We start from the raw sequence: 17,650 nt of genomic DNA, 5'->3' as shown, positions 1-17,650 counted from the left end.
AGTCCACTCGAATACCGTCGATTGACGGTCACTTTCGAATATCTATTCTATTTCTGCGGGGTCCCGGGCCGGGAACGGTGCCACCGCTGCAGGAGCCCCTCGGGGACCTCCTCGGCCGTCAGCGCGTAGACCAGGTGATCGCGCCAGGCGCCGTCGATGTGGAGGTAGCGGGGCCGCAGCCCCTCCTCCCGGAAGCCCAGCTTCTCCACCACCCGGCGGCTGGGCAGGTTCTCCGGCCGGATGCACACCTCCACGCGGTGCAGGCCGACCGAGCGGAAGCAGTGGTCGACCGCGAGCGCGACCGCGGTCGGCATCACGCCGCGGCCCGCGACGGCCGCGTCCACCCAGTAGCCGATGTGCGCCGAGCACATCGAGCCCCAGGTGATCCCGGCCACGGTCAGCTGGCCGGCCAGCCTGCCCCGGTAGTCGATGACGAACGGCAGCATGCGCCCCGCGTGGGCCTCGGCCCGCAGGTGGCGCACCATCTGCCGGTACGTGGGGCGGTGCGCGACCGGGCCGCCCGGCGGAGGCGGCGGGATCGTCGCCTCCCAGGGGCGCAGCCAGTCGCGGTTGCGCCGGTTGACCTCCCGCCAGGCGTGCTGGTCGCGCATCCGGATGGGGCGCAGGAGGACGTCGCCGTCCACGAGCTCGGCGGACCGGCCGGCGTTCAGTGCGGGCCCCCCGGTCTCGGGTGATCGCCCCCGTGCACCTGCTCCACGGCGTGGACCAGCAGCCGGCCCAGCACGGCGAGGCCGTCGCGGACGCCGCCCGTCGACCCGGGCAGGTTCACGATCAGCGTCCGGCCCGCGAGCCCGGCCAGGCCCCGGGAGAGGGCGGCGGTGGGCACCTTGGCCAGCCCCTCGGCGCGGACGGCCTCGGCGATGCCGGGGACCTCCCGGTCGAGGAGGGGGCGGGTCGCCTCGGGCGTGCGGTCGGTGGGCGACAGGCCGGTGCCGCCGGTGGTGACGATCACGTCGTAGGCGGCGGTGACGCCCTTGCGGAGGGCCGCTTCGACCGGCGGCCCGTCGGGGACGACGACGGGCCCGTCCACGGCGAACCCGAGGGCTTCCAGCCCGGCGGCGAGCAGGGGCCCGCCCTTGTCGGGGTAGACGCCTGCGGCGGCGCGGTTGGAGGCGGTGACGACGAGGGCGCGGTAGCCGTTCGGCGGGCGCGCTGTGCTTGCCGCCGGGTCCGGGGCGACGGCGCCTGCGGCTGCATCCGGCACCGCCGGACCGGAGCGTTGCGGCTGCTCGCCGCTGCGGCGGTTCGCCGGTGCGGGCCCGTCCTCGGGCAGGTGCCCCGCAGTCACGCGCCGTCCCCTTCCCCCGCGGAGCGGGCAACGTACGTGCCCGACTTCCCGCCCGTCTTCTCCTCCACCCTGATGTCCGTGACGGTCGCGCCCTTGTCCACGGCCTTGACCATGTCCACGACCGTCAGGGCGGCGACGGCGACGGCCGTCATCGCCTCCATCTCCACACCCGTGCGGTCGGTCGTCCGCACCGTGGCGGTGATCTCCACGGCGTCGTCGGCGACGGACAGGTCGACCTTCACGCCGGAGACGGCCAGCGGGTGGCAGAGCGGGATCAGGTCGGGGGTGCGCTTGGCGCCCATGATCCCGGCGATGCGGGCGGTGGCGAGGGCGTCGCCCTTGGGGACGCCCTCGCCGCGCAGCAGCTCCACCACGCGCGGCGCGACGAGGACCCGCCCGCTGGCGCGGGCCGTGCGGGCGGTGACCTCCTTGGCCGAGACGTCGACCATGCGGGCCGCGCCCGCACTGTCGATGTGGGTCAGGCGGGAGGGCTCGGGCGGGTCCTGGGCGCTGCTCATGGTTCTCCTGGTCCGGGTCCTGTTGGGCAGACACCGTACCGGCAGCGCGCGGCGGGTGACCGGCGGAGGAGTCAGCCGAGGAGGACCACGTCGACCTCCGTGCCGGCGGCGACGGAGGTGGTCTCCTCGGGGACGACGACGAGGGCGTTGGCCTGGGCGAGGGCCTTCACCAGGTGCGAGCCGGCGCCGCCGACGAGCGAGACCGTGCCCGAGCCCGGCTCGTGGCGGGCCCGCAGGAACTGACGGCGGCCCTGCGGCGAGGAGGCGACGGCGTCGGTGCACACGGCGCGCACGGTGGTGCGGTCGACGGGGTCGAGCCCCATGAGGGCCCGCAGGGCGGGGCGGACGAAGAGCTCGAAGGAGACGTAGCAGCTGACGGGGTTGCCCGGGAGGGCGAACAGCGGGACCCGGTCCGGGCCGATCCGGCCGAAGCCCTGCGGCTTGCCGGGCTGCATGGCGAGCCGGCGGAAGGAGACGCTGCCCTCCTCGCCGGCGAGCCCGGCGAGGGTCTCCTTGACCACGTCGTACGCGCCGACGCTGACGCCGCCGCTGGTGACGACGGCGTCGGCGCGGATGAGCTGGTCCTCCAGGGTGGCGCGCAGGAGCTCGGCGTCGTCGTCGACGGCGCCGACGCGGTAGGCGATGGCGCCGGCGTCGCGCGCGCAGGCGGACAGCACGAAGCTGTTGGAGTCGTGGATGCGGCCGGGCGCGAGCTCCTCGCCGGGCTGGACGAGCTCGCTGCCGGTGGACATGACGACCACGCGGGGCCGCGGCCGGACCAGGACGGTGGCCCGCCCGATGGCCGCCAGCAGGCCGATCTGGGCCGGGCCGAGGACGGTGCCCGCGGCGAGGGCCAGCTCGCCCGTGAGGGCGTCGCTGCCGCGCGCGCGGACGTGCGCGCGGGAGGCGACGGGCCGGTGGACGCGGACCTCGCCGCCGGAGCGCTCGGGGACCTTGCTGTGGGCGTCCATGGCGATGGCGGGACCCGCGCCCGCGCCGCCGTCGGTCCACTCCACGGGGACGACGGCCTCGGCGCCGGCCGGCAGCGGGGCGCCGGTCATGATCCGGGCGGCCTCGCCGGGGCCCACCGTCACGGACGCGCCGCCGCTGCCCGCCGCGATGTCACCGACGACGGCGAGGACCGCGGGGAACTCCTCCGTGGCGCCCTCGACGTCGGCCGTGCGGACCGCGTAGCCGTCCATGGAGCTGTTGTCGAAGGGCGGCAGGGCGGCGGGGACGGTGACGTCCTCGACCAGGACGCAGCCCTGGGCGTCCGGCAGCTGCAGCTCGATCGGCTCCAGGGGCCGGATCTTCCCCAGGACGTCGGCGAGGTGCTCCTCCACCGTCCACAGGCGGTCCGGGTCGTCCGTCGCGGCGGGGACGGGGTCGGTGGCCGTGTCGGCGGCGGTACTGCTCAAGGTGCTACATCTCCTCGGTGACGTAACGGCGGAGCCAGGCGCGGAAGTCCGGTCCTAGATCCTCACGCTCGCAGGCCAGTCTGACAATGGCGCGCAAGTAGTCCCCGCGGTCGCCCGTGTCGTAGCGGCGGCCCTTGAAGATCACGCCGTGCACGGGCCCGCCGAGGCCGGGCTCGGCCGCGAGGGCCTGCAGGGCGTCGGTGAGCTGGATCTCGCCGCCGCGGCCGGGCGGGGTCTCGCGCAGCACGTCGAAGACGGCCGGGTCGAGGACGTAGCGGCCGATCACCGCGTAGTTGCTGGGCGCCTCGGAGGGGTCCGGCTTCTCCACCAGGCCCGTGACCTGCACCACACCGTCGGTGTCGGTGGGCTTCACGGCCGCGCAGCCGTACATCCCGACCTGGGCGGGGTCGACCTCCATGAGGGCGATCACGCTGCCGCCGTGCTTGCGCTGGATCGCGACCATGTGGGACAGCAGCGGGTCCCGGACGTCGATGAGGTCGTCGCCGAGGAGGACGGCGAAGGGCTCGTTGCCGACGTGCGGGGCGGCGCACAGGACGGCGTGGCCCAGCCCCCGGGGGTCGCCCTGGCGGACGTAGTGCATGGTCGCCAGGTCGCTGGACTCCTGCACGCGCGCGAGCCGGGACTCGTCCCCCTTGCGGCGCAGCGCCTCCTCCAGCTCGTAGTTCCGGTCGAAGTGGTCCTCGAGCGGGCGCTTGTTACGCCCTGTGATCATGAGGACGTCCGAGAGACCGGCGAGGGCGGCCTCCTCCACCACGTACTGAATCGCCGGCTTGTCCACGACAGGCAGCATTTCCTTGGGCGTGGCCTTGGTGGCAGGCAGAAATCGGGTGCCGAGACCGGCTGCGGGGATGACAGCCTTGCTGATCCGAGGACGCGAGTGAGTCATGGGCCGAACACTATCCGTTGAAATTGTGCGGAGGACGAGGCTCCACCGAGTATGCCCCCAGGCAAGGAGTTTGTACGCACAGTGATCAAGTACGACGGTAGCAAGGCAGGGTTGCGGCGCGGTCTCCTGGCGGTGAGATCCGGGTTGACCTCGGATGACGTGGCGGAAGCGGGGGCCGCGCTGGCCCGCCGCGCCCTTGAGCTCCCCGAGCTCGCGCAGGCCGGGACGGTCGCCGCGTACGTCTCCGTGGGGCGCGAACCGGGCACCCGCGCGCTCCTGGAGGCGCTCCGCCGCCGGGGGGTACGGGTGCTGCTCCCGGTCCTCCTGGAGGACAACGACCTCGACTGGGCCGCCTACGAGGGCCCGGACCGTCTCGTACGGGCCGGGCGCGGCCTCCTGGAACCGGACGGGCCCCGGCTGGGGCCGGAGGCCGTGACGACGGCGGACGCGGTGCTGCTGCCGGGGCTGGCCGTGGACGGGCGGGGGATGCGGCTCGGCCGCGGCGGGGGGTCTTACGACCGGGTCCTGGCCCGGCTGGAGCGGGCGGGGGCGACTCCGTCGCGGGTCGTCCTGCTGTACGACAGCGAGGTGATCCCCGAGGTCCCGGCGGAGCCGCACGACGGCCCGGTGGACGCGGTGGTCACCCCGAGCGGCCTGCGGCGCTTTTCGCGCTAGCGCGCTCGTCCCCAAACGCCGGACGGGCTGGTTCTTGCTGGGACCCCAGCAAGAACCAGCCCGTCCGGGCACATCCGCCGCAGCGGCGCTCAGCCCCCCGCCGGCGTGACCGGCGGTGCCGAGCCGGGCGGAACCCCTCCGTGGAAGGGCGCCGCCCGCAGGGCCTACGGCTTAAGGGTCAGCTCTGCGTCCGTGCCCTTCTTCACCGCGTCCGCGGAGAACGCCCACGGCAGGAGCTCGCCCTTTGCCCACTTGTCCGTCTGGTCGTAGTAGTGCGCGTTGTACGCGTGACCGGACGCACCGGTGAGGTTGATCCACCGGGACTTGTCGAGGTCGGCGAGGTTGACGACCATCCGCATGGACGGGACCCAGATCACGTCGTAGCCGCCGGCCGCGTTCCAGCCGGCCGCGTTGACCGCGGCCTCGCCGCCGGCGAGGTTCCACGGGCCGCGGTTGAGCATCCAGCGGACGATGCCGGGGCCCTCCTTGCCGAGGGTCTGGTTCTTCAGGTTCAGCTGGTGGAGGCGGCCCCAGCTCCAGGAGTCGACGTCCTTGCCGAGCTTGGAGGTCAGCTCCCAGCGGGCGTCCTTCATGGCGCGGGCGAGCAGCTCGTCGCGGTTGCCGGCACCGGCGCGGCCGCCGGTCTTCCACCAGTCGTCGTTCGGCTTGTCGAGGATGCCGCGGACGACCTCGAACCAGCGGTCGCCGCCGTCGGGCTGCGCCGAGTCGGGCTCGCGCTCGCCGCACTCGCGGACCAGGCGGGTGTTGCCGTCAAGGTCCTCCTGGGGGCCGGCGTCGTTGGCCGGGCGGACCCGCAGGCACTGGCCCTTGACGCGCAGCTCCTTGGGGAGCTTGTTGCCGAAGGCGAGCTTGAGGGTGTTGCGCCAGACGGCGTTGAAGTACGCGGCGGCGGCCGAGTCGGCCTCCTGGGTGTAGTCCCAGCCCTGGAGGAGCTTCTGGGCCTCGCGGACGTACTTCGTCTCGCGCTCGTTCTCGGCCTTGATGTTGATCTTCAGCAGGTAGGGCGTCAGCAGCTTGGCGATCTCGCTGCTGTTGTCCATCTGCATCTTCTGCATGTCATCGGTCGAGATCTTGCCGCCGTCCTTGATCTTCGACTGGATGAGGTCGTTGATCCGCTGGCTGCGGGCGCCGTAGCCCCAGTCGCCGGTGAGGGCGTAGGGGTACTTCTTGTTGTCGATGACGGCCTGGTTGGCGGTGACGATGTAGCCGCGCTTGGGGTTGAGCTCCCACGGCAGCTCTTCCGGCTTGAGGAAGCCGGTCCACTGGTAGGCAGGGTCCCAGCCGGGCGCGGGCATGCGGCCGTCGCCCTTGCGGACGGGGATGCGGCCGGGGGCCTGGTAGCCGAAGTTGCCCTTGGTGTCGGCGTAGATCAGGTTCTGCGAGGGGACCTCGAAGCCGGCCGCGGCCTTGCGGAACGACGCGAAGTCGGTGGCGCGGTTGAGGTCCATGAGGGCGTCCATCGTCCGGCCGGCGTCGAGCGCGGTCCAGCGCAGCGCGACGGCGTAGCCCTCGGCGCGGTCGGGCGCCGGGTCCTTGACGGGGGCGTCCTGGCCGACCTTGCCGAGCTCGCTGTTGCGGTCGGAGACGACGGGGCCGTTCCGGGTGGAGCGGACGGTGATGGTGCGGTCGCTGCCGCCGGCCACCTTGATGGTCTCCTTGCGGGTGGCGAAGGGGACCTGCTTGTTGTCGTAGAGGTAGCTGTCGGAGGTGACCTTCTCCAGGTAGAGGTCGGTCACGTCCGCACCGAGGTTGGTCATGCCCCAGGCGATGTCCTGGTTGTGGCCGATGACCACGCCGGGCATGCCGGCGAAGGTGTAGCCGGCCACGTCGAACGGGCAGGCCGCGGACGTCTTGGTGCAGTGCAGGCCCATCTGGTACCAGAGCGAGGGCAGCTGCGGGGCGAGGTGCGGGTCGTTGGCGAGCAGCGGCTTGCCGGTCGTCGTGTACTGGCCGGAGACGACCCACGAGTTGGAGCCGATGCCGTTGCCGGACGGGCCGAGCAGCGCCGGGATCTTGTCCAGGGTGCCGGACAGGGCGGTCAGGCCGGAGCGCAGTCCGCCGGCCGCGCCGGCGCCGCCGCCGGTGGCGGGGGTGCCGTTGTTGTTCTGGGTGCCGGGGGTGCCGTTGGCGCCCGGCGTGCCCGCCGTGCCCGTACCGCCGGGCTGTCCGTTGCGGCCGTTCTGACCGGTCTGCCCGGTCTGGCCCGGCTGTCCGGTCTGACCCTCCGTCGGCGTGGCCTTCGGGTCGAACTCCTTGGTGGCCGGGTCGACGGCGCCGCCCTCGACGACCGGCTTGTTCCGGCCGTACGGGTACGCCGGGTACAGCTGCTCGATCTGCTGGGGGCTCAGCCGCGTCGAGGCCAGGGAGCGGTCGATCTCGCTCTGCAGGTTGCCGCGCAGGTCCCAGGCCATGGCCTTGAGCCAGGCGACCGAGTCGACCGGGGTCCACTTCTCCGGCTTGTACTCGTTCTCGAACTCCAGGGCCGCGTACTCGACGGAGAGCGACTTGCCCTGATGGTCCTTGAGGTAGGCGTTGACGCCGTCGGAGTACGCCTGGAGGTACTTCTTGGTGGTCGCCGACAGCTTGGTGTCGTACTCCTCCTGCGCGACCTTGCGCCAGCCCATGGTCCGGATGAAGGCGTCGGTCTCGACCTGGCCGTCACCGAACATCTCGGACAGGCGGCCCGCCGTCAGATGACGCCGGACGTCCATCTCCCAGAACCGGTCCTGCGCCTGGACGAAGCCCTGGGCGCGGAAGAGGTCCTCGGCGCTGTCCGCGTAGATCTGCGGAATGCCGTGGTCGTCACGCGCGACCTTCACCTGCCCGCCCAGACCCTTGAGCTGCAGGGTGCCGCTGGTCTCCGGGAAGGAGGCGCGCACCGTACTGACGCTCCAGTACGCGCCGAAGCCGATGCCCGCGACGAGCAGCAGCACGACGGTGATCACGAGCAGGCGGGCACGTCGCCCCTTCTTTTTCTTGCCGGAAGGGCCGGTCTTATTGGCGGGCATCGCTGTCCTTAGAGGGGCAGGGTGGTCCTGGAGTGCTGGAAGCAACCATAGGCGCAGGGCGGTGAGCGCCCGGACGCGGATGCCGGACCGTGCAGTGAGATCAATCCCTCCCGGCACCCTCGCGAGGCCGGCAGGCGTCAAGAACCCGTAAAATATTAGATGAGGAAATGAAGTTCCCCTCGGCCGGAGGAACGTTCCGGCCGTCGTCCGTGGCAAGACACTCGTCGCAAGACGCTCGTGAAGGGACCGGCCCCTGACTGTCCACCACCTCAACGAACTCCTGCTGATCTGCTCCCTCGTGCTGCTCGTCGCAGTGGCGGCGGTACGCATCTCTTCGCGCAGCGGGCTGCCGAGCCTGCTCATCTACCTCGGCATCGGGGTAGCCATAGGCCAGGACGGCATCGGCGTCTCCTTCAACGACGTGGGCCTGACCCAGGTGATCGGCTACGCCGCCCTGGTCGTCATCCTCGCCGAGGGCGGTCTCGGCACGAAATGGCACGAAATCAAACCGGCGCTGCCCGCGGCCGCCGTGCTCTCGACCTTCGGCGTCGCGGTGAGCGTCGGGCTGACCGCCGCGGCCGCGCACTACCTGGCGGGCGTCGACTGGCGGCAGGCCCTGATCATCGGTGCGGTGGTGTCCTCGACGGACGCGGCGGCCGTCTTCTCCGTCCTGCGCAATGTCCCCCTGCCGTCCCGGCTCACCGGTGTCCTGGAGGCCGAGTCCGGCTTCAACGACGCCCCCGTCGTCATCCTCGTCGTCGCCTTCTCGGCGGCCGGCCCCGTCGAGCACTGGTACCTGCTGCTCGGGAAGATCGCCCTGGAGCTGGCGATCGGCGCCGCCGTCGGCATCGCGTTCGGCATGCTCGGCGCGTACGGCCTGCGGCACGTGGCGCTGCCCGCCTCCGGCCTCTACCCCATCGCCGTGATGGCCATCGCCACCGCCGCCTACGCGGGCGGCGCCCTCGCGCACGGATCCGGCTTCCTCGCCGTCTACCTCGCGGCGCTGATCCTCGGCAACGCCAAACTGCCGCACTGGCCGGCCACCCGGGGCTTCGCCGAGGGGCTCGGCTGGATCGCCCAGATCGGCATGTTCGTCCTGCTCGGCCTGCTGGTCACCCCGCACGAGCTGGGCGACGACATCGTCCCCGCGCTCGTCGTGGGCCTGGTCCTGACCATGGTCGCGCGGCCGGTGTCCGTCTTCCTGAGCACGGCGCCCTTCCGGACCCCCTGGCAGGAGAAAGTCCTGCTGTCCTGGGCCGGGCTGCGCGGGGCCGTGCCCATCGTCCTGGCCACCATCCCGATGGTGGCCGGGGTGGAGGACAGCCGCACGATCTTCAACATCGTCTTCGTGCTGGTGATCGTCTACACCCTGGTCCAGGGCCCGACGCTGCCCTGGCTGGCGCGCCGCCTGCGCCTCGGCGAGAACGAGCCGGAGGACCTCGGCATCGAGTCGGCGCCGCTGGAGCGGCTGCGCGGCCACCTGCTGTCCGTCGCCATCCCCGAGGGCTCGCGGATGCACGGCGTGGAGGTCTCCGAGCTGCGGCTGCCGCCCGGCGCCGCGGTCACCCTGGTCGTCCGGGACGGCAAGAGCTTCGTGCCCCAGCCGGCGACCGTGCTGCGCCGCCTCGACGAGCTGCTCGTCGTGGCCACCGACCCGGTGCGCGACGCGACCGAGAAACGGCTGCGGGCGGTCGGCGAGGGCGGCAAGCTGGCGGGCTGGCTGGGCGCGACGGGCAACCCCCGGGAGGCGTCCGCGGACCCCTCTGTGACGAAGGCCATAGGCATATCCAAGGGTCCCCGTATGATAAAGAGGAAGTAATCATTCACTCCCGCTCCCAGCGGGAGTTTTCCCTAGATACACACCGAACCAACTCTGCCTGATGCAGGGCTGGCGCGACCGCACGGCGGCCGCGGTCGCACGAGGCGGCCGGAAGGCATCTACCACGGTCCTGCGCGAGAGGACAGCTCTCGGCGCGCTCCGTGGCGGCTCGCCGTCCGGTGGCGCGCTACCAGGCGGCGGAAAGGCCTGGGCCGTGGCATCCACGGTCAACGAACGGCCCGGATACGGGCAGCTGCTGCGCACCCCCGGTGCGTGGACGTTCCTGCTGCCGGGCTTCCTGGCCCGGCAGCCGTTCGCCATGCTGACGATCGGCATCCTGCTGCTGGTCAACGACACCACCGGCTCGTACGGCACCGCGGGCACCGTCTCGGCGACGGCGGGCGTGGCCATGGCCCTGTTCGCTCCGCAGAGCGGCAAGCTCGCGGACCGCTTCGGGCAGGCCGCGGTCCTGATCCCCGGCGTCGTCGTGCACGCCGCGGCGATCTCGCTGCTGACGGTGCTCGCGCTGTCGGACGCGCCCCTGTGGGCGCTGCTCGCGGCGGCCGTCCCGGCCGGTGCGTCGACCCCGCAGATCGGCCCGATGGTGCGGGCGCGCTGGGCGAGCAAGCTCGACGGGTCGCCCCTGATGTCGACCGCGGCGGCGTTCGAGTCCGTCACCGACGAGTTCACCTTCGTGATCGGCCCGGTGCTGGCCACGGCGCTGTGCACCGGCGTCCACCCGGCCGCCGGTCTGGTCGCGGAGGCCGTGCTGACCCTGGCCGGCGGTCTGCTGTTCGCCTCGCAGCGGCGCACGCAGCCGCAGCCGAGCCGCGCGGCGGCCGGTGCCGCCGAGGCCGGCAAGCGCGTCTCCGCGCTGTCCGTGCCGGGCGTGCGGGTGCTGGCGATCGTCATGCTGGGCATCGGCACCGTCTTCGGCGGCATGCAGGTGTCGATGACCGCCTTCACCAAGGAGATGGGCGACCCGGGCCTGAACGGCCTGATGTACGGCGCCTTCGCGGCCGGAAACATGATCGCGGGCATCGCCTGCGGCGTCATCGCCTGGAAGACCAGCCCGCAGCGCCGCCTGCTGCTGGCCTACCCGCTGCTGGTGCTGGCCACCACCCCGCTGTGGGCCGCGCACCACATGGTCCTGCTCGGCGCCCTCGGCATGCTGGTGGGTCTGTGCATCGCCCCGTCGCTGATCACCGGCTACACGCTGGTGGAGAAGCTGGTCCCGGCGGGCGCCCGCACCGAGGCGTTCACCTGGCTGACCGGCGCCGTCGGCCTCGGCCAGGCGGCCGGCGCGACCGTGGGCGGGCGGCTGATCGACGCCCACGAGGCGAGCACCGGATTCCTGGTGCCGCTGGGCGGCACGGCCGTCGCGCTGCTGGTCCTGCTCCTCATGCGCAAGGCGCTGACCCCGCGCTCGGAGTCGGTCGTCGCGGCACGTGGGGTCGGTCACCGTGAGCCCGTCCCGGTGGACTGACGGACAGGAATACTGCAGTATGGATCGTCGTTAGCACTCAACGAGTGAGAGTGCCAGGAGGAGCAAGTGCCGACTTACCAGTACCAGTGCACCGAGTGCGGCGAGGGCCTCGAGGCGGTGCAGAAGTTCACCGATGACGCCTTGACCGAGTGCCCCGGCTGCCAGGGGCGCCTGAAGAAGGTCTTCTCCGCGGTCGGCATCGTCTTCAAGGGCTCCGGCTTCTACCGGAACGACAGCCGCGGCTCGTCGTCCAGCAGCTCGCCCGCGAAGCCCTCGACGACCTCGGCCACGACCTCGTCGTCCGCCTCGAAGAGCTCGGACACGAAGTCCCCGGCCTCCTCGACGTCCTCGTCGGCCACGGCCGCCACCGGCACGTCGGCGGCCTGACCGCTCGCAGTCCTTCCCGCAGAGCCCTTCACCTCCCCGCAGGAGGCGAAGGGCTCTGTGGCATGCCCTGACGCGCCGTTAGGGTGACCCTCATGGTCGAAATGCACAGCGCGCGTGCGGATATAGGCGTCATCGGCGGGTCCGGCTTCTACTCCTTCCTGGAGGATGTGACCGAGGTCACGGTCATGACGCCGTACGGGTCGCCGAGCGACTCCCTCTTCGTCGGCGAGCTCGCCGGGCGGAAGGTCGCCTTCCTCCCCCGCCACGGCCGCGGCCACCACCTGCCGCCCCACCGCATCAACTACCGGGCCAACCTGTGGGCCCTGCGCTCGCTCGGCGTGCGGCAGGTCCTCGCCCCGTGCGCGGTCGGCGGCCTGCAGCCGCAGTACGGGCCGGGCACGCTGGTCGTCCCCGACCAGCTCGTGGACCGAACGAAGGCGCGCGCGCAGAGCTACTTCGACGGCGAGATGCTGCCCGACGGCCGGGTGCCCAACGTCGTCCACACCTCCTTCGCCGACCCCTACTGCCCCACCGGGCGCGCGGTGGCGGTCGCGGTGGCGCGCGGGCACGGCTGGGAGCCGGTGGTGGACGGCGGCACGATGGTCGTCATAGAGGGGCCGCGCTTCTCCACCCGCGCCGAGTCGCGCTGGCACGCCGCCCAGGGCTGGACGGTCGTCGGCATGACCGGGCACCCCGAGGCCGTGCTCGCCCGCGAGCTGGAGCTCTGCTACACCTCGATGGCGCTGGTCACGGACCTGGACGCGGGCGCCGAGACGGGTCAGGGCGTCTCGCACGACGAGGTCATGCGGGTCTTCGGGGAGAACGTGGGACGGCTGCGCGAGGTGCTCTTCGCGGCGGTCACGGCCCTGCCGGAGACCAAGGAGCGCAACTGTCTGTGCGCGGACGTGCACCGGGGCTGGGACCTGGGTATCGAACTGCCTTGATGACGGGGTCCCCGGCCGAATATGGAATCCTCTATTCCGGAACATTCAGAGCATCCGGAAGATCCGGAATATCCAGAGCGTCCGGAACATCCGGGGCATTCGGCCGGAGACAGGGCAAGAAAGGCTGTGCAGTGACGACGACCAAGACCGGGGTCCTCGGCGGATTCAAGGCGTTCCTCATGCGGGGCAACGTCATAGACCTCGCCGTCGCCGTCGTCATCGGCGCAGCGTTCACGAACATCGTGAACTCGGTGGTCAAGGGTGTGATCAACCCGGTGGTGGGGGCCTTCGGCACGAAGGACCTCGATCACTACGCGTCCTGCCTGAAGGGCCCCTGCGTCAAGAACGCGGCCGGCGAGGTCACCAAGGGCGTCTTCATCCAGTGGGGCTCGGTGCTCAGCGCGACCCTCACGTTCCTGATCACGGCCGCGGTCGTCTACTTCCTGATGCTGCTGCCGATGAAGCGCTGGCAGGACCGCCAGGCGGCCCGTACGCCCGCGGCCCCGGCCAAGGAGACCGAGCTGGAGCTGCTCAAGCAGATCCGCGACGCGCTCGTCGAGCAGCGGCGCGAGCCGGGCTCGGAGACGGTGCCGGCGCAGAGGTAGTCGCCGGCGGGCGCCTTCCGGCACCCCGTGCCGGAAGGCGCCCGTGCGATCACCCGGCGGGGACGGCGCCTCCTCCCCGTACCCTGGACGCATGAGCGACACCGCCCCCGAGCCCGCACCGCAGCCCCGCAGGAAGCCCGCTGCCGCCCTGATCTTCGACGACCCGCTGACGCAGCAGTCCTCGGACGACACCGACCGCGGCTGGGGCGAGCGGCCGGGCAACGGCGGCGAAGGCTCCGCAGCGGACCTGGCCCGCTTCCTGGACGAGAAGCCGCCGCACCACATCTGAGCGCGCGCCCGGCTGCACCCTTCCGCGCGCTCCGCGCGCACTCCGCGCCACGGCCGGTGAGAATCGCTCCATGAGCGAGGACGCGCCCCGCCCCCTGCCGGACGGCGGACCGCCGCACTCCCCCGTACTGCGCCGGATGGCCGGCCGCGGGCGCGAGGAGGAGCACCGGGCGGCCACGCCCCTGGAGCTCTTCTTCGACCTGTGCTTCGTCGTGGCGGTGGCCGTCGCGGGGCGGGAGCTCGTGCACGCGCTGGCCGAGGGGCACGCGGCGCACGGCGTGCTCGGCTACCTGATGACGTTCTTCACCATCTGGTGGGCGTGGATGAACTTCACCTGGTTCGCGTCCGCGTACGACACGGACGACGTCCTGTACCGGGTGGTGACGCTGGTCCAGATCGCCGGGGTGCTGATCCTGTCGGCGGGCATCCCACGGGCGTTCGACGACAACGACTTCACCGTGGTGTGGTTCGGCTACCTGGTGATGCGGCTGGCGCTGGTGTCGCAGTGGCTGCGGGCCGCGTTCTCCACGACGGGCGCGGAACGGCGCACGGCGCTGAAGTACGCGGCCGGGGTGTGCCTGTGCCAGGTGGGCTGGCTGGGGCTGCTGTTCCTGCCGGACGGCGCCAAGCCGTGGGTGTTCCTGGCGATGGCCCTCCTGGAGATGGCGGTCCCGACCTTCGCCGAGATGACGCGGCAGACGGCCTGGCACCCGCACCACATCGCCGAGCGGTACGGGCTGTTCACCATCATCGTGCTGGGCGAGACGGTCGCGGCGGCCACGGTCGCCGTGCAGTCGGCGCTGGAGGAGAGCGAGGCGCTCGACGAGCTGCTGCCGATGGCGGCGGGCGGCCTGCTGCTGATCTTCGCCGCGTTCTGGATCTACTTCGCCGTCCCCATCCACCTGCACCTGGCCTCCAACCGGCAGGCGTTCCTGTGGGGCTACGGGCACTACATCGTCTTCGGGTCGGCGGCCGCGATCGGGGCGGGCATTGAGGTGGCGATCGAGCAGGCCGTCGGCAAGGCGCACGTCTCCACGTTCGCCGCGTCGAGCACGGTGACGATCCCCGGGGCCCTGTTCCTGTTCTCGGTCTGGCTGGTCCACTCCCGCCACTACAAGCGGGGCACGGCCCAGCAGTTGGTGCTCCCGGTGTCCGCGCTGGCCGTCCTGGCCTGCACGTTCGCGGGCGGCAACGCGGTGCTGCTGGCGGGGCTGGTGGCGGCGGCGACGGTCGTGACGGGGGTCTGGTTGTCCACAAGGAACCCACCGCTCGCCGAGGCGTGATACGCATGTCTGTATGACGAACGCACCCGCCCCCGGGGCCATGGACGCGCTCACCGACGTCCCCGGCATCCGCGTGGGACACGCGAACCTCACCGCCCCCGGCGCGCTCACCGGCACCACCGTCGTCCTCACCGCGGAAGGCGGCGCCGTGGCCGCCGTGGACGTCCGCGGCGGCGGCCCCGGCACCCGCGAGACCGACGCCCTCGACCCGCGCAACCTCGTCCAGCGCGTGGAGGCCGTCGTCCTCACCGGCGGCAGCGCCTTCGGGCTGGACGCCGCGTCCGGCGTGACGGCCTGGCTGGAGGACTCCGGCCGCGGCTTCCGGGTCGGCCCCGACCCCTCTCAGGTCGTCCCCGTCGTCCCCGCCGCGGCCCTCTTCGACCTGGGCCGCGGCGGCGACTGGCGGGCCCGTCCCGACGCCGCGCTGGGCCGGGAGGCCGCCGAGGCCGCCGCCCGCGAGGACGTGGGGGCGCCCGTCGCGCAGGGCAACGTCGGCGCGGGCACGGGCGCCGTGGCCGGCGGCCTCAAGGGCGGCGTCGGCACGGCGAGCGCCGTGCTCCCCTCGGGGACGACGGTCGCGGCGCTCGCGGTCGTCAACGCCGCGGGCTCGGTGGCCGATCCGGCGACCGGCCTCCTGTACGGGCGGCTGTACGAGGGCGTCGTGGAGGTTCCGGAGAAGGAGCGGCACGCAGCCGCCCAGCAGCGGCTGGCCCAGGCCCGGGAGGAGTCCGCGAAGCGCTCGGCGGCATCCGTCCGGCCCCCGCTCAACACCACCCTCGTGGTCGTCGCCACCGACGCCGCGCTCACCCGAGCCCAGGCGCACAAACTCGCGGGCACGGCCCACGACGGCCTGGCGCGCGCCATCCGCCCGGTGCACCTACTCAACGACGGCGACACGGTCTTCGCCCTGGCCACGGGCGACCGCCCCCTGGTCGCCGAGGACGTCTTCGGGGACACGGCCGTCCTGCTGGCGGCCGGCGCACTCAACGAGATCCTGGCAGCGGGCGCGGACGTCGTCACGCGCGCGGTGGCGAAGGGGGCACTCGCGGCGGAATCGGTGGACGGGCCGGGAGGGGTGTTTCCTTCGTACGGGGAGCTGTACGGGTAGCCGGGCGAAGCCGGGCCTGGGGAGCCGTACGGGAGCCGGGCCTGCGAGGCGCCTGCGGGCGGCTGCCGAAGTGGGCTGCCGAAGTCGGCTGCGGCAACGCGCCTCGGCCACCGAGTCGGCTGAGGTCTCATGCCCGAGGAGTCCGGGGCGGCAACGCGCCCCGATAAGGGGCGCGGGGAACTGCGCGACCAGCCACGGACGGCCCGCAGCCGACAGACCGGGGTGCCCGGCGGAACCCCGGGGAGGTCAAACCCCCGCCGCGCCGAGCAGCGACCCGGCCGCGTAGGTCACCGCCATGGCGAGCGCACCCCCACCCGCATTGCGCAGCATCGCCCGCCCCGCCGGCGCGTCCCCCATCCGCGCACTCCCCCACCCGCACAGCACGAGCGCCGCGAGCACCGCCACGACCGTGACGGCCAACCGCAGGTGCGCCGGCGGCAGGACGATGGCGAGCAGCGGCAGCAGCGAACCGGCCGTGAAGGCCAGGAAGCTCGCCCCGGCGGCCTGCCAGGGGCTGGTGAGCTCGTCGGGGTCGATGCCGAGCTCGACCTCGGCGTGCGCGCGGAGCGCATCGTGCTCGGTGAGCTGCTCGGCGACCTCGCGGGCGAGTTCGCCGGTGAGTCCCTTGTCCTCCAGGAGCTCGGTGAGCTCGTCGAGTTCGGCCTGCGGGGCGGTGGCGAGCTCGCGCCGCTCCAGGGCGAGGGCGGCCTGCTCGGAGTCGCGCTGGGTGCTCACCGAGACGTATTCGCCGGCCGCCATGGACATGGACCCGGCCAGCAGCCCGGCGAGCCCGGCGGTCAGCAGCGTGCCGCGCGCGTCGGTGGCGCCGGCGACGCCGACGACGAGGCCGGCCGTGGAGACCACGCCGTCGTTGGCGCCGAGGACGGCGGCCCGCAGCCGGTTGAGCCGGTTGCCGAGGGCGCCTTCGTGCGGCTCGTGATGGTTGGCGGGGTCGGCGGGACCGGCGGGACCGGTGGGGTCGGCAGGACCGGTGGGACCGGTGGGGGGCGGCTCATCGCTCACAAGCCGAGGTTCCCACCGATCCCGGTGGTCACTCGGGCAGGCACACCCGGATCTTCGACTGTCCGTGCGGCCGCTTCTCCCAGTCGTCCATGAAGCGCGCCCGCAGCCCGTGCTTCTCGGCGAGGGCGACGAGGGTGCCGGTGCGGTAGTAGAAGTCCTCGCGGAGCACCTGGTGTTCGGCGCCTTCCGTGCGGTCGAAGGTGAAGTCGAAGAAGCCGCCGGGGGCGAGGATCCGGCCGACGTGGGCCAGGCACTCCTCGATCACCTCGATGGGCGAGTGCGAGAACACGCTGTGGGCGTGGACGACGTCGAAGTGCGCGTCGGGGAGGAAGTCGAGGGTGAGGTTCTGGGTGATGGTGAGGTGCGGCAGCTTCTCCTGGAGCCCGTAGGCGGTCAGGGTCCGCTTGGCGGAGATGAGGATGTCGGGCGAGATGTCGATGCCGTAGTAGTGGCCGGCGTCGAGGTAGTCGATGAAGAGCCGGCCGGCCCGCAGGTTGCCGCAGCCGATGTCGAGCATGCGGTGGCGCGGGGCGAGGCCGTGCTCCTTGAGGTAGTCGAACTGCATCTTGCCCAGGGCGAGCCAGCGGTCGTGGCTCTTGCTGCCGACCGCGGCCTCGGGGCTGCGGGCGGTGTCGGAGGCCATCACGGCGCGGTAGTAGTCGACGTGGTCGGGGTGCTTGAGGCGGAGCCAGCCGTCGCGGGCGGTGCGCTTGAGGTAGGGCGCGATGCGGGCGGGGTGGGTCACCGCGTAACGGACCTTGTGGGAGAGGTTGCTGCGGTTCTTGAGCAGGGCGGCTGCTTTGCGCGAGGACACGGGCGGGACCTCCGTGGTCAGGAGAGGCGGCGGCGGG

The 17,650-nt window shown here is 72.5% G+C and carries 17 protein-coding genes; 9 read left to right on the top strand and 8 right to left on the bottom strand.

Annotated elements, in window-relative coordinates; translation table 11 throughout:
• Positions 1–47: 47 nt before the first annotated feature.
• The 5 genes from NQU55_RS25090 to galU all read right to left on the bottom strand — a co-directional run bounded on the left by NQU55_RS25090 (position 48) and on the right by galU (position 4,152).
• Entirely contained in the window at positions 48–611 is a 564-nt protein-coding gene (locus NQU55_RS25090) for a GNAT family N-acetyltransferase (RefSeq protein WP_058047204.1), read from the bottom strand.
• Between the two features lie 56 nt (positions 612–667).
• Positions 668–1,225: a MogA/MoaB family molybdenum cofactor biosynthesis protein gene (locus NQU55_RS25085; protein ID WP_168094469.1), complete on the bottom strand. Its 558-nt coding sequence runs from the start codon at positions 1,223–1,225 to the stop codon at positions 668–670.
• Positions 1,226–1,305: 80 nt separating this feature from the next.
• A complete protein-coding gene (moaC, locus tag NQU55_RS25080; protein ID WP_168094462.1) occupies positions 1,306–1,827 on the bottom strand; it encodes a cyclic pyranopterin monophosphate synthase MoaC in 522 nt (173 codons plus the stop codon).
• Positions 1,828–1,898: 71 nt separating this feature from the next.
• Positions 1,899–3,179 (bottom strand): molybdotransferase-like divisome protein Glp, encoded by a 1,281-nt coding sequence (gene glp, locus NQU55_RS25075; RefSeq protein WP_256791186.1) that lies wholly within the window; start codon positions 3,177–3,179, stop codon positions 1,899–1,901.
• 70 nt (positions 3,180–3,249) lie between these two features.
• Entirely contained in the window at positions 3,250–4,152 is a 903-nt protein-coding gene (gene galU / locus NQU55_RS25070) for a UTP--glucose-1-phosphate uridylyltransferase GalU (RefSeq protein ID WP_168094267.1), read from the bottom strand.
• A gap of 51 nt (positions 4,153–4,203) precedes the next feature.
• Between galU and NQU55_RS25065 the strand changes: the two genes are divergently transcribed.
• A complete protein-coding gene (locus tag NQU55_RS25065; RefSeq protein WP_168094268.1) occupies positions 4,204–4,827 on the top strand; it encodes a 5-formyltetrahydrofolate cyclo-ligase in 624 nt (207 codons plus the stop codon).
• Positions 4,828–4,991: 164 nt separating this feature from the next.
• On the opposite strand, the gene NQU55_RS25060 is transcribed toward NQU55_RS25065, so the two are convergent.
• A complete protein-coding gene (locus tag NQU55_RS25060) occupies positions 4,992–7,856 on the bottom strand; it encodes a penicillin acylase family protein (protein WP_168094269.1) in 2,865 nt (954 codons plus the stop codon).
• 298 nt (positions 7,857–8,154) lie between these two features.
• Between NQU55_RS25060 and NQU55_RS25055 the strand changes: the two genes are divergently transcribed.
• From NQU55_RS25055 to NQU55_RS25020, 8 genes are all read left to right on the top strand, one after another.
• Positions 8,155–9,675 carry a potassium/proton antiporter gene (locus NQU55_RS25055; RefSeq protein WP_372504802.1) on the top strand — a complete coding sequence of 507 codons (1,521 nt, stop codon included), beginning with the start codon at positions 8,155–8,157 and terminating at the stop codon, positions 9,673–9,675.
• 214 nt (positions 9,676–9,889) lie between these two features.
• Positions 9,890–11,161 carry an MFS transporter gene (locus tag NQU55_RS25050; protein ID WP_168094270.1) on the top strand — a complete coding sequence of 424 codons (1,272 nt, stop codon included), beginning with the start codon at positions 9,890–9,892 and terminating at the stop codon, positions 11,159–11,161.
• A gap of 66 nt (positions 11,162–11,227) precedes the next feature.
• Complete coding sequence (locus NQU55_RS25045; RefSeq protein WP_168094271.1) at positions 11,228–11,548, top strand: FmdB family zinc ribbon protein; 321 nt, start codon at positions 11,228–11,230, stop codon at positions 11,546–11,548.
• A gap of 92 nt (positions 11,549–11,640) precedes the next feature.
• Positions 11,641–12,492 (top strand): S-methyl-5'-thioadenosine phosphorylase, encoded by an 852-nt coding sequence (locus tag NQU55_RS25040; RefSeq protein WP_206329646.1) that lies wholly within the window; start codon positions 11,641–11,643, stop codon positions 12,490–12,492.
• A gap of 131 nt (positions 12,493–12,623) precedes the next feature.
• Positions 12,624–13,097, top strand: a complete 474-nt coding sequence (gene mscL, locus NQU55_RS25035) for a large conductance mechanosensitive channel protein MscL (protein ID WP_256791175.1) — start codon at positions 12,624–12,626, stop codon at positions 13,095–13,097.
• 91 nt (positions 13,098–13,188) lie between these two features.
• Entirely contained in the window at positions 13,189–13,386 is a 198-nt protein-coding gene (locus tag NQU55_RS25030; RefSeq protein WP_168094273.1) for a hypothetical protein, read from the top strand.
• A 70-nt stretch (positions 13,387–13,456) separates the two neighbouring features.
• Positions 13,457–14,668 carry a low temperature requirement protein A gene (locus NQU55_RS25025; RefSeq protein ID WP_168095197.1) on the top strand — a complete coding sequence of 404 codons (1,212 nt, stop codon included), beginning with the start codon at positions 13,457–13,459 and terminating at the stop codon, positions 14,666–14,668.
• A gap of 13 nt (positions 14,669–14,681) precedes the next feature.
• Positions 14,682–15,776: a P1 family peptidase gene (locus NQU55_RS25020; protein WP_206329852.1), complete on the top strand. Its 1,095-nt coding sequence runs from the start codon at positions 14,682–14,684 to the stop codon at positions 15,774–15,776.
• 246 nt (positions 15,777–16,022) lie between these two features.
• Here the strand turns inward: NQU55_RS25020 and NQU55_RS25015 are convergent, their stop codons facing one another.
• Positions 16,023–16,673: a VIT1/CCC1 transporter family protein gene (locus NQU55_RS25015; RefSeq protein WP_206329854.1), complete on the bottom strand. Its 651-nt coding sequence runs from the start codon at positions 16,671–16,673 to the stop codon at positions 16,023–16,025.
• A gap of 154 nt (positions 16,674–16,827) precedes the next feature.
• The gene (locus NQU55_RS25010; protein WP_168095193.1) at positions 16,828–17,613 is read right to left on the bottom strand and encodes a class I SAM-dependent methyltransferase; all 786 of its coding nucleotides are present in this window, start codon (positions 17,611–17,613) and stop codon (positions 16,828–16,830) included.
• Between the last annotated feature and the right edge of the window lie 37 nt (positions 17,614–17,650).

This window comes from Streptomyces telluris (assembly GCF_024519335.1).
In the GTDB taxonomy this organism is placed as follows: domain Bacteria; phylum Actinomycetota; class Actinomycetes; order Streptomycetales; family Streptomycetaceae; genus Streptomyces; species Streptomyces telluris.
This window is presented reverse-complemented; position numbering and strand designations above follow the sequence as displayed.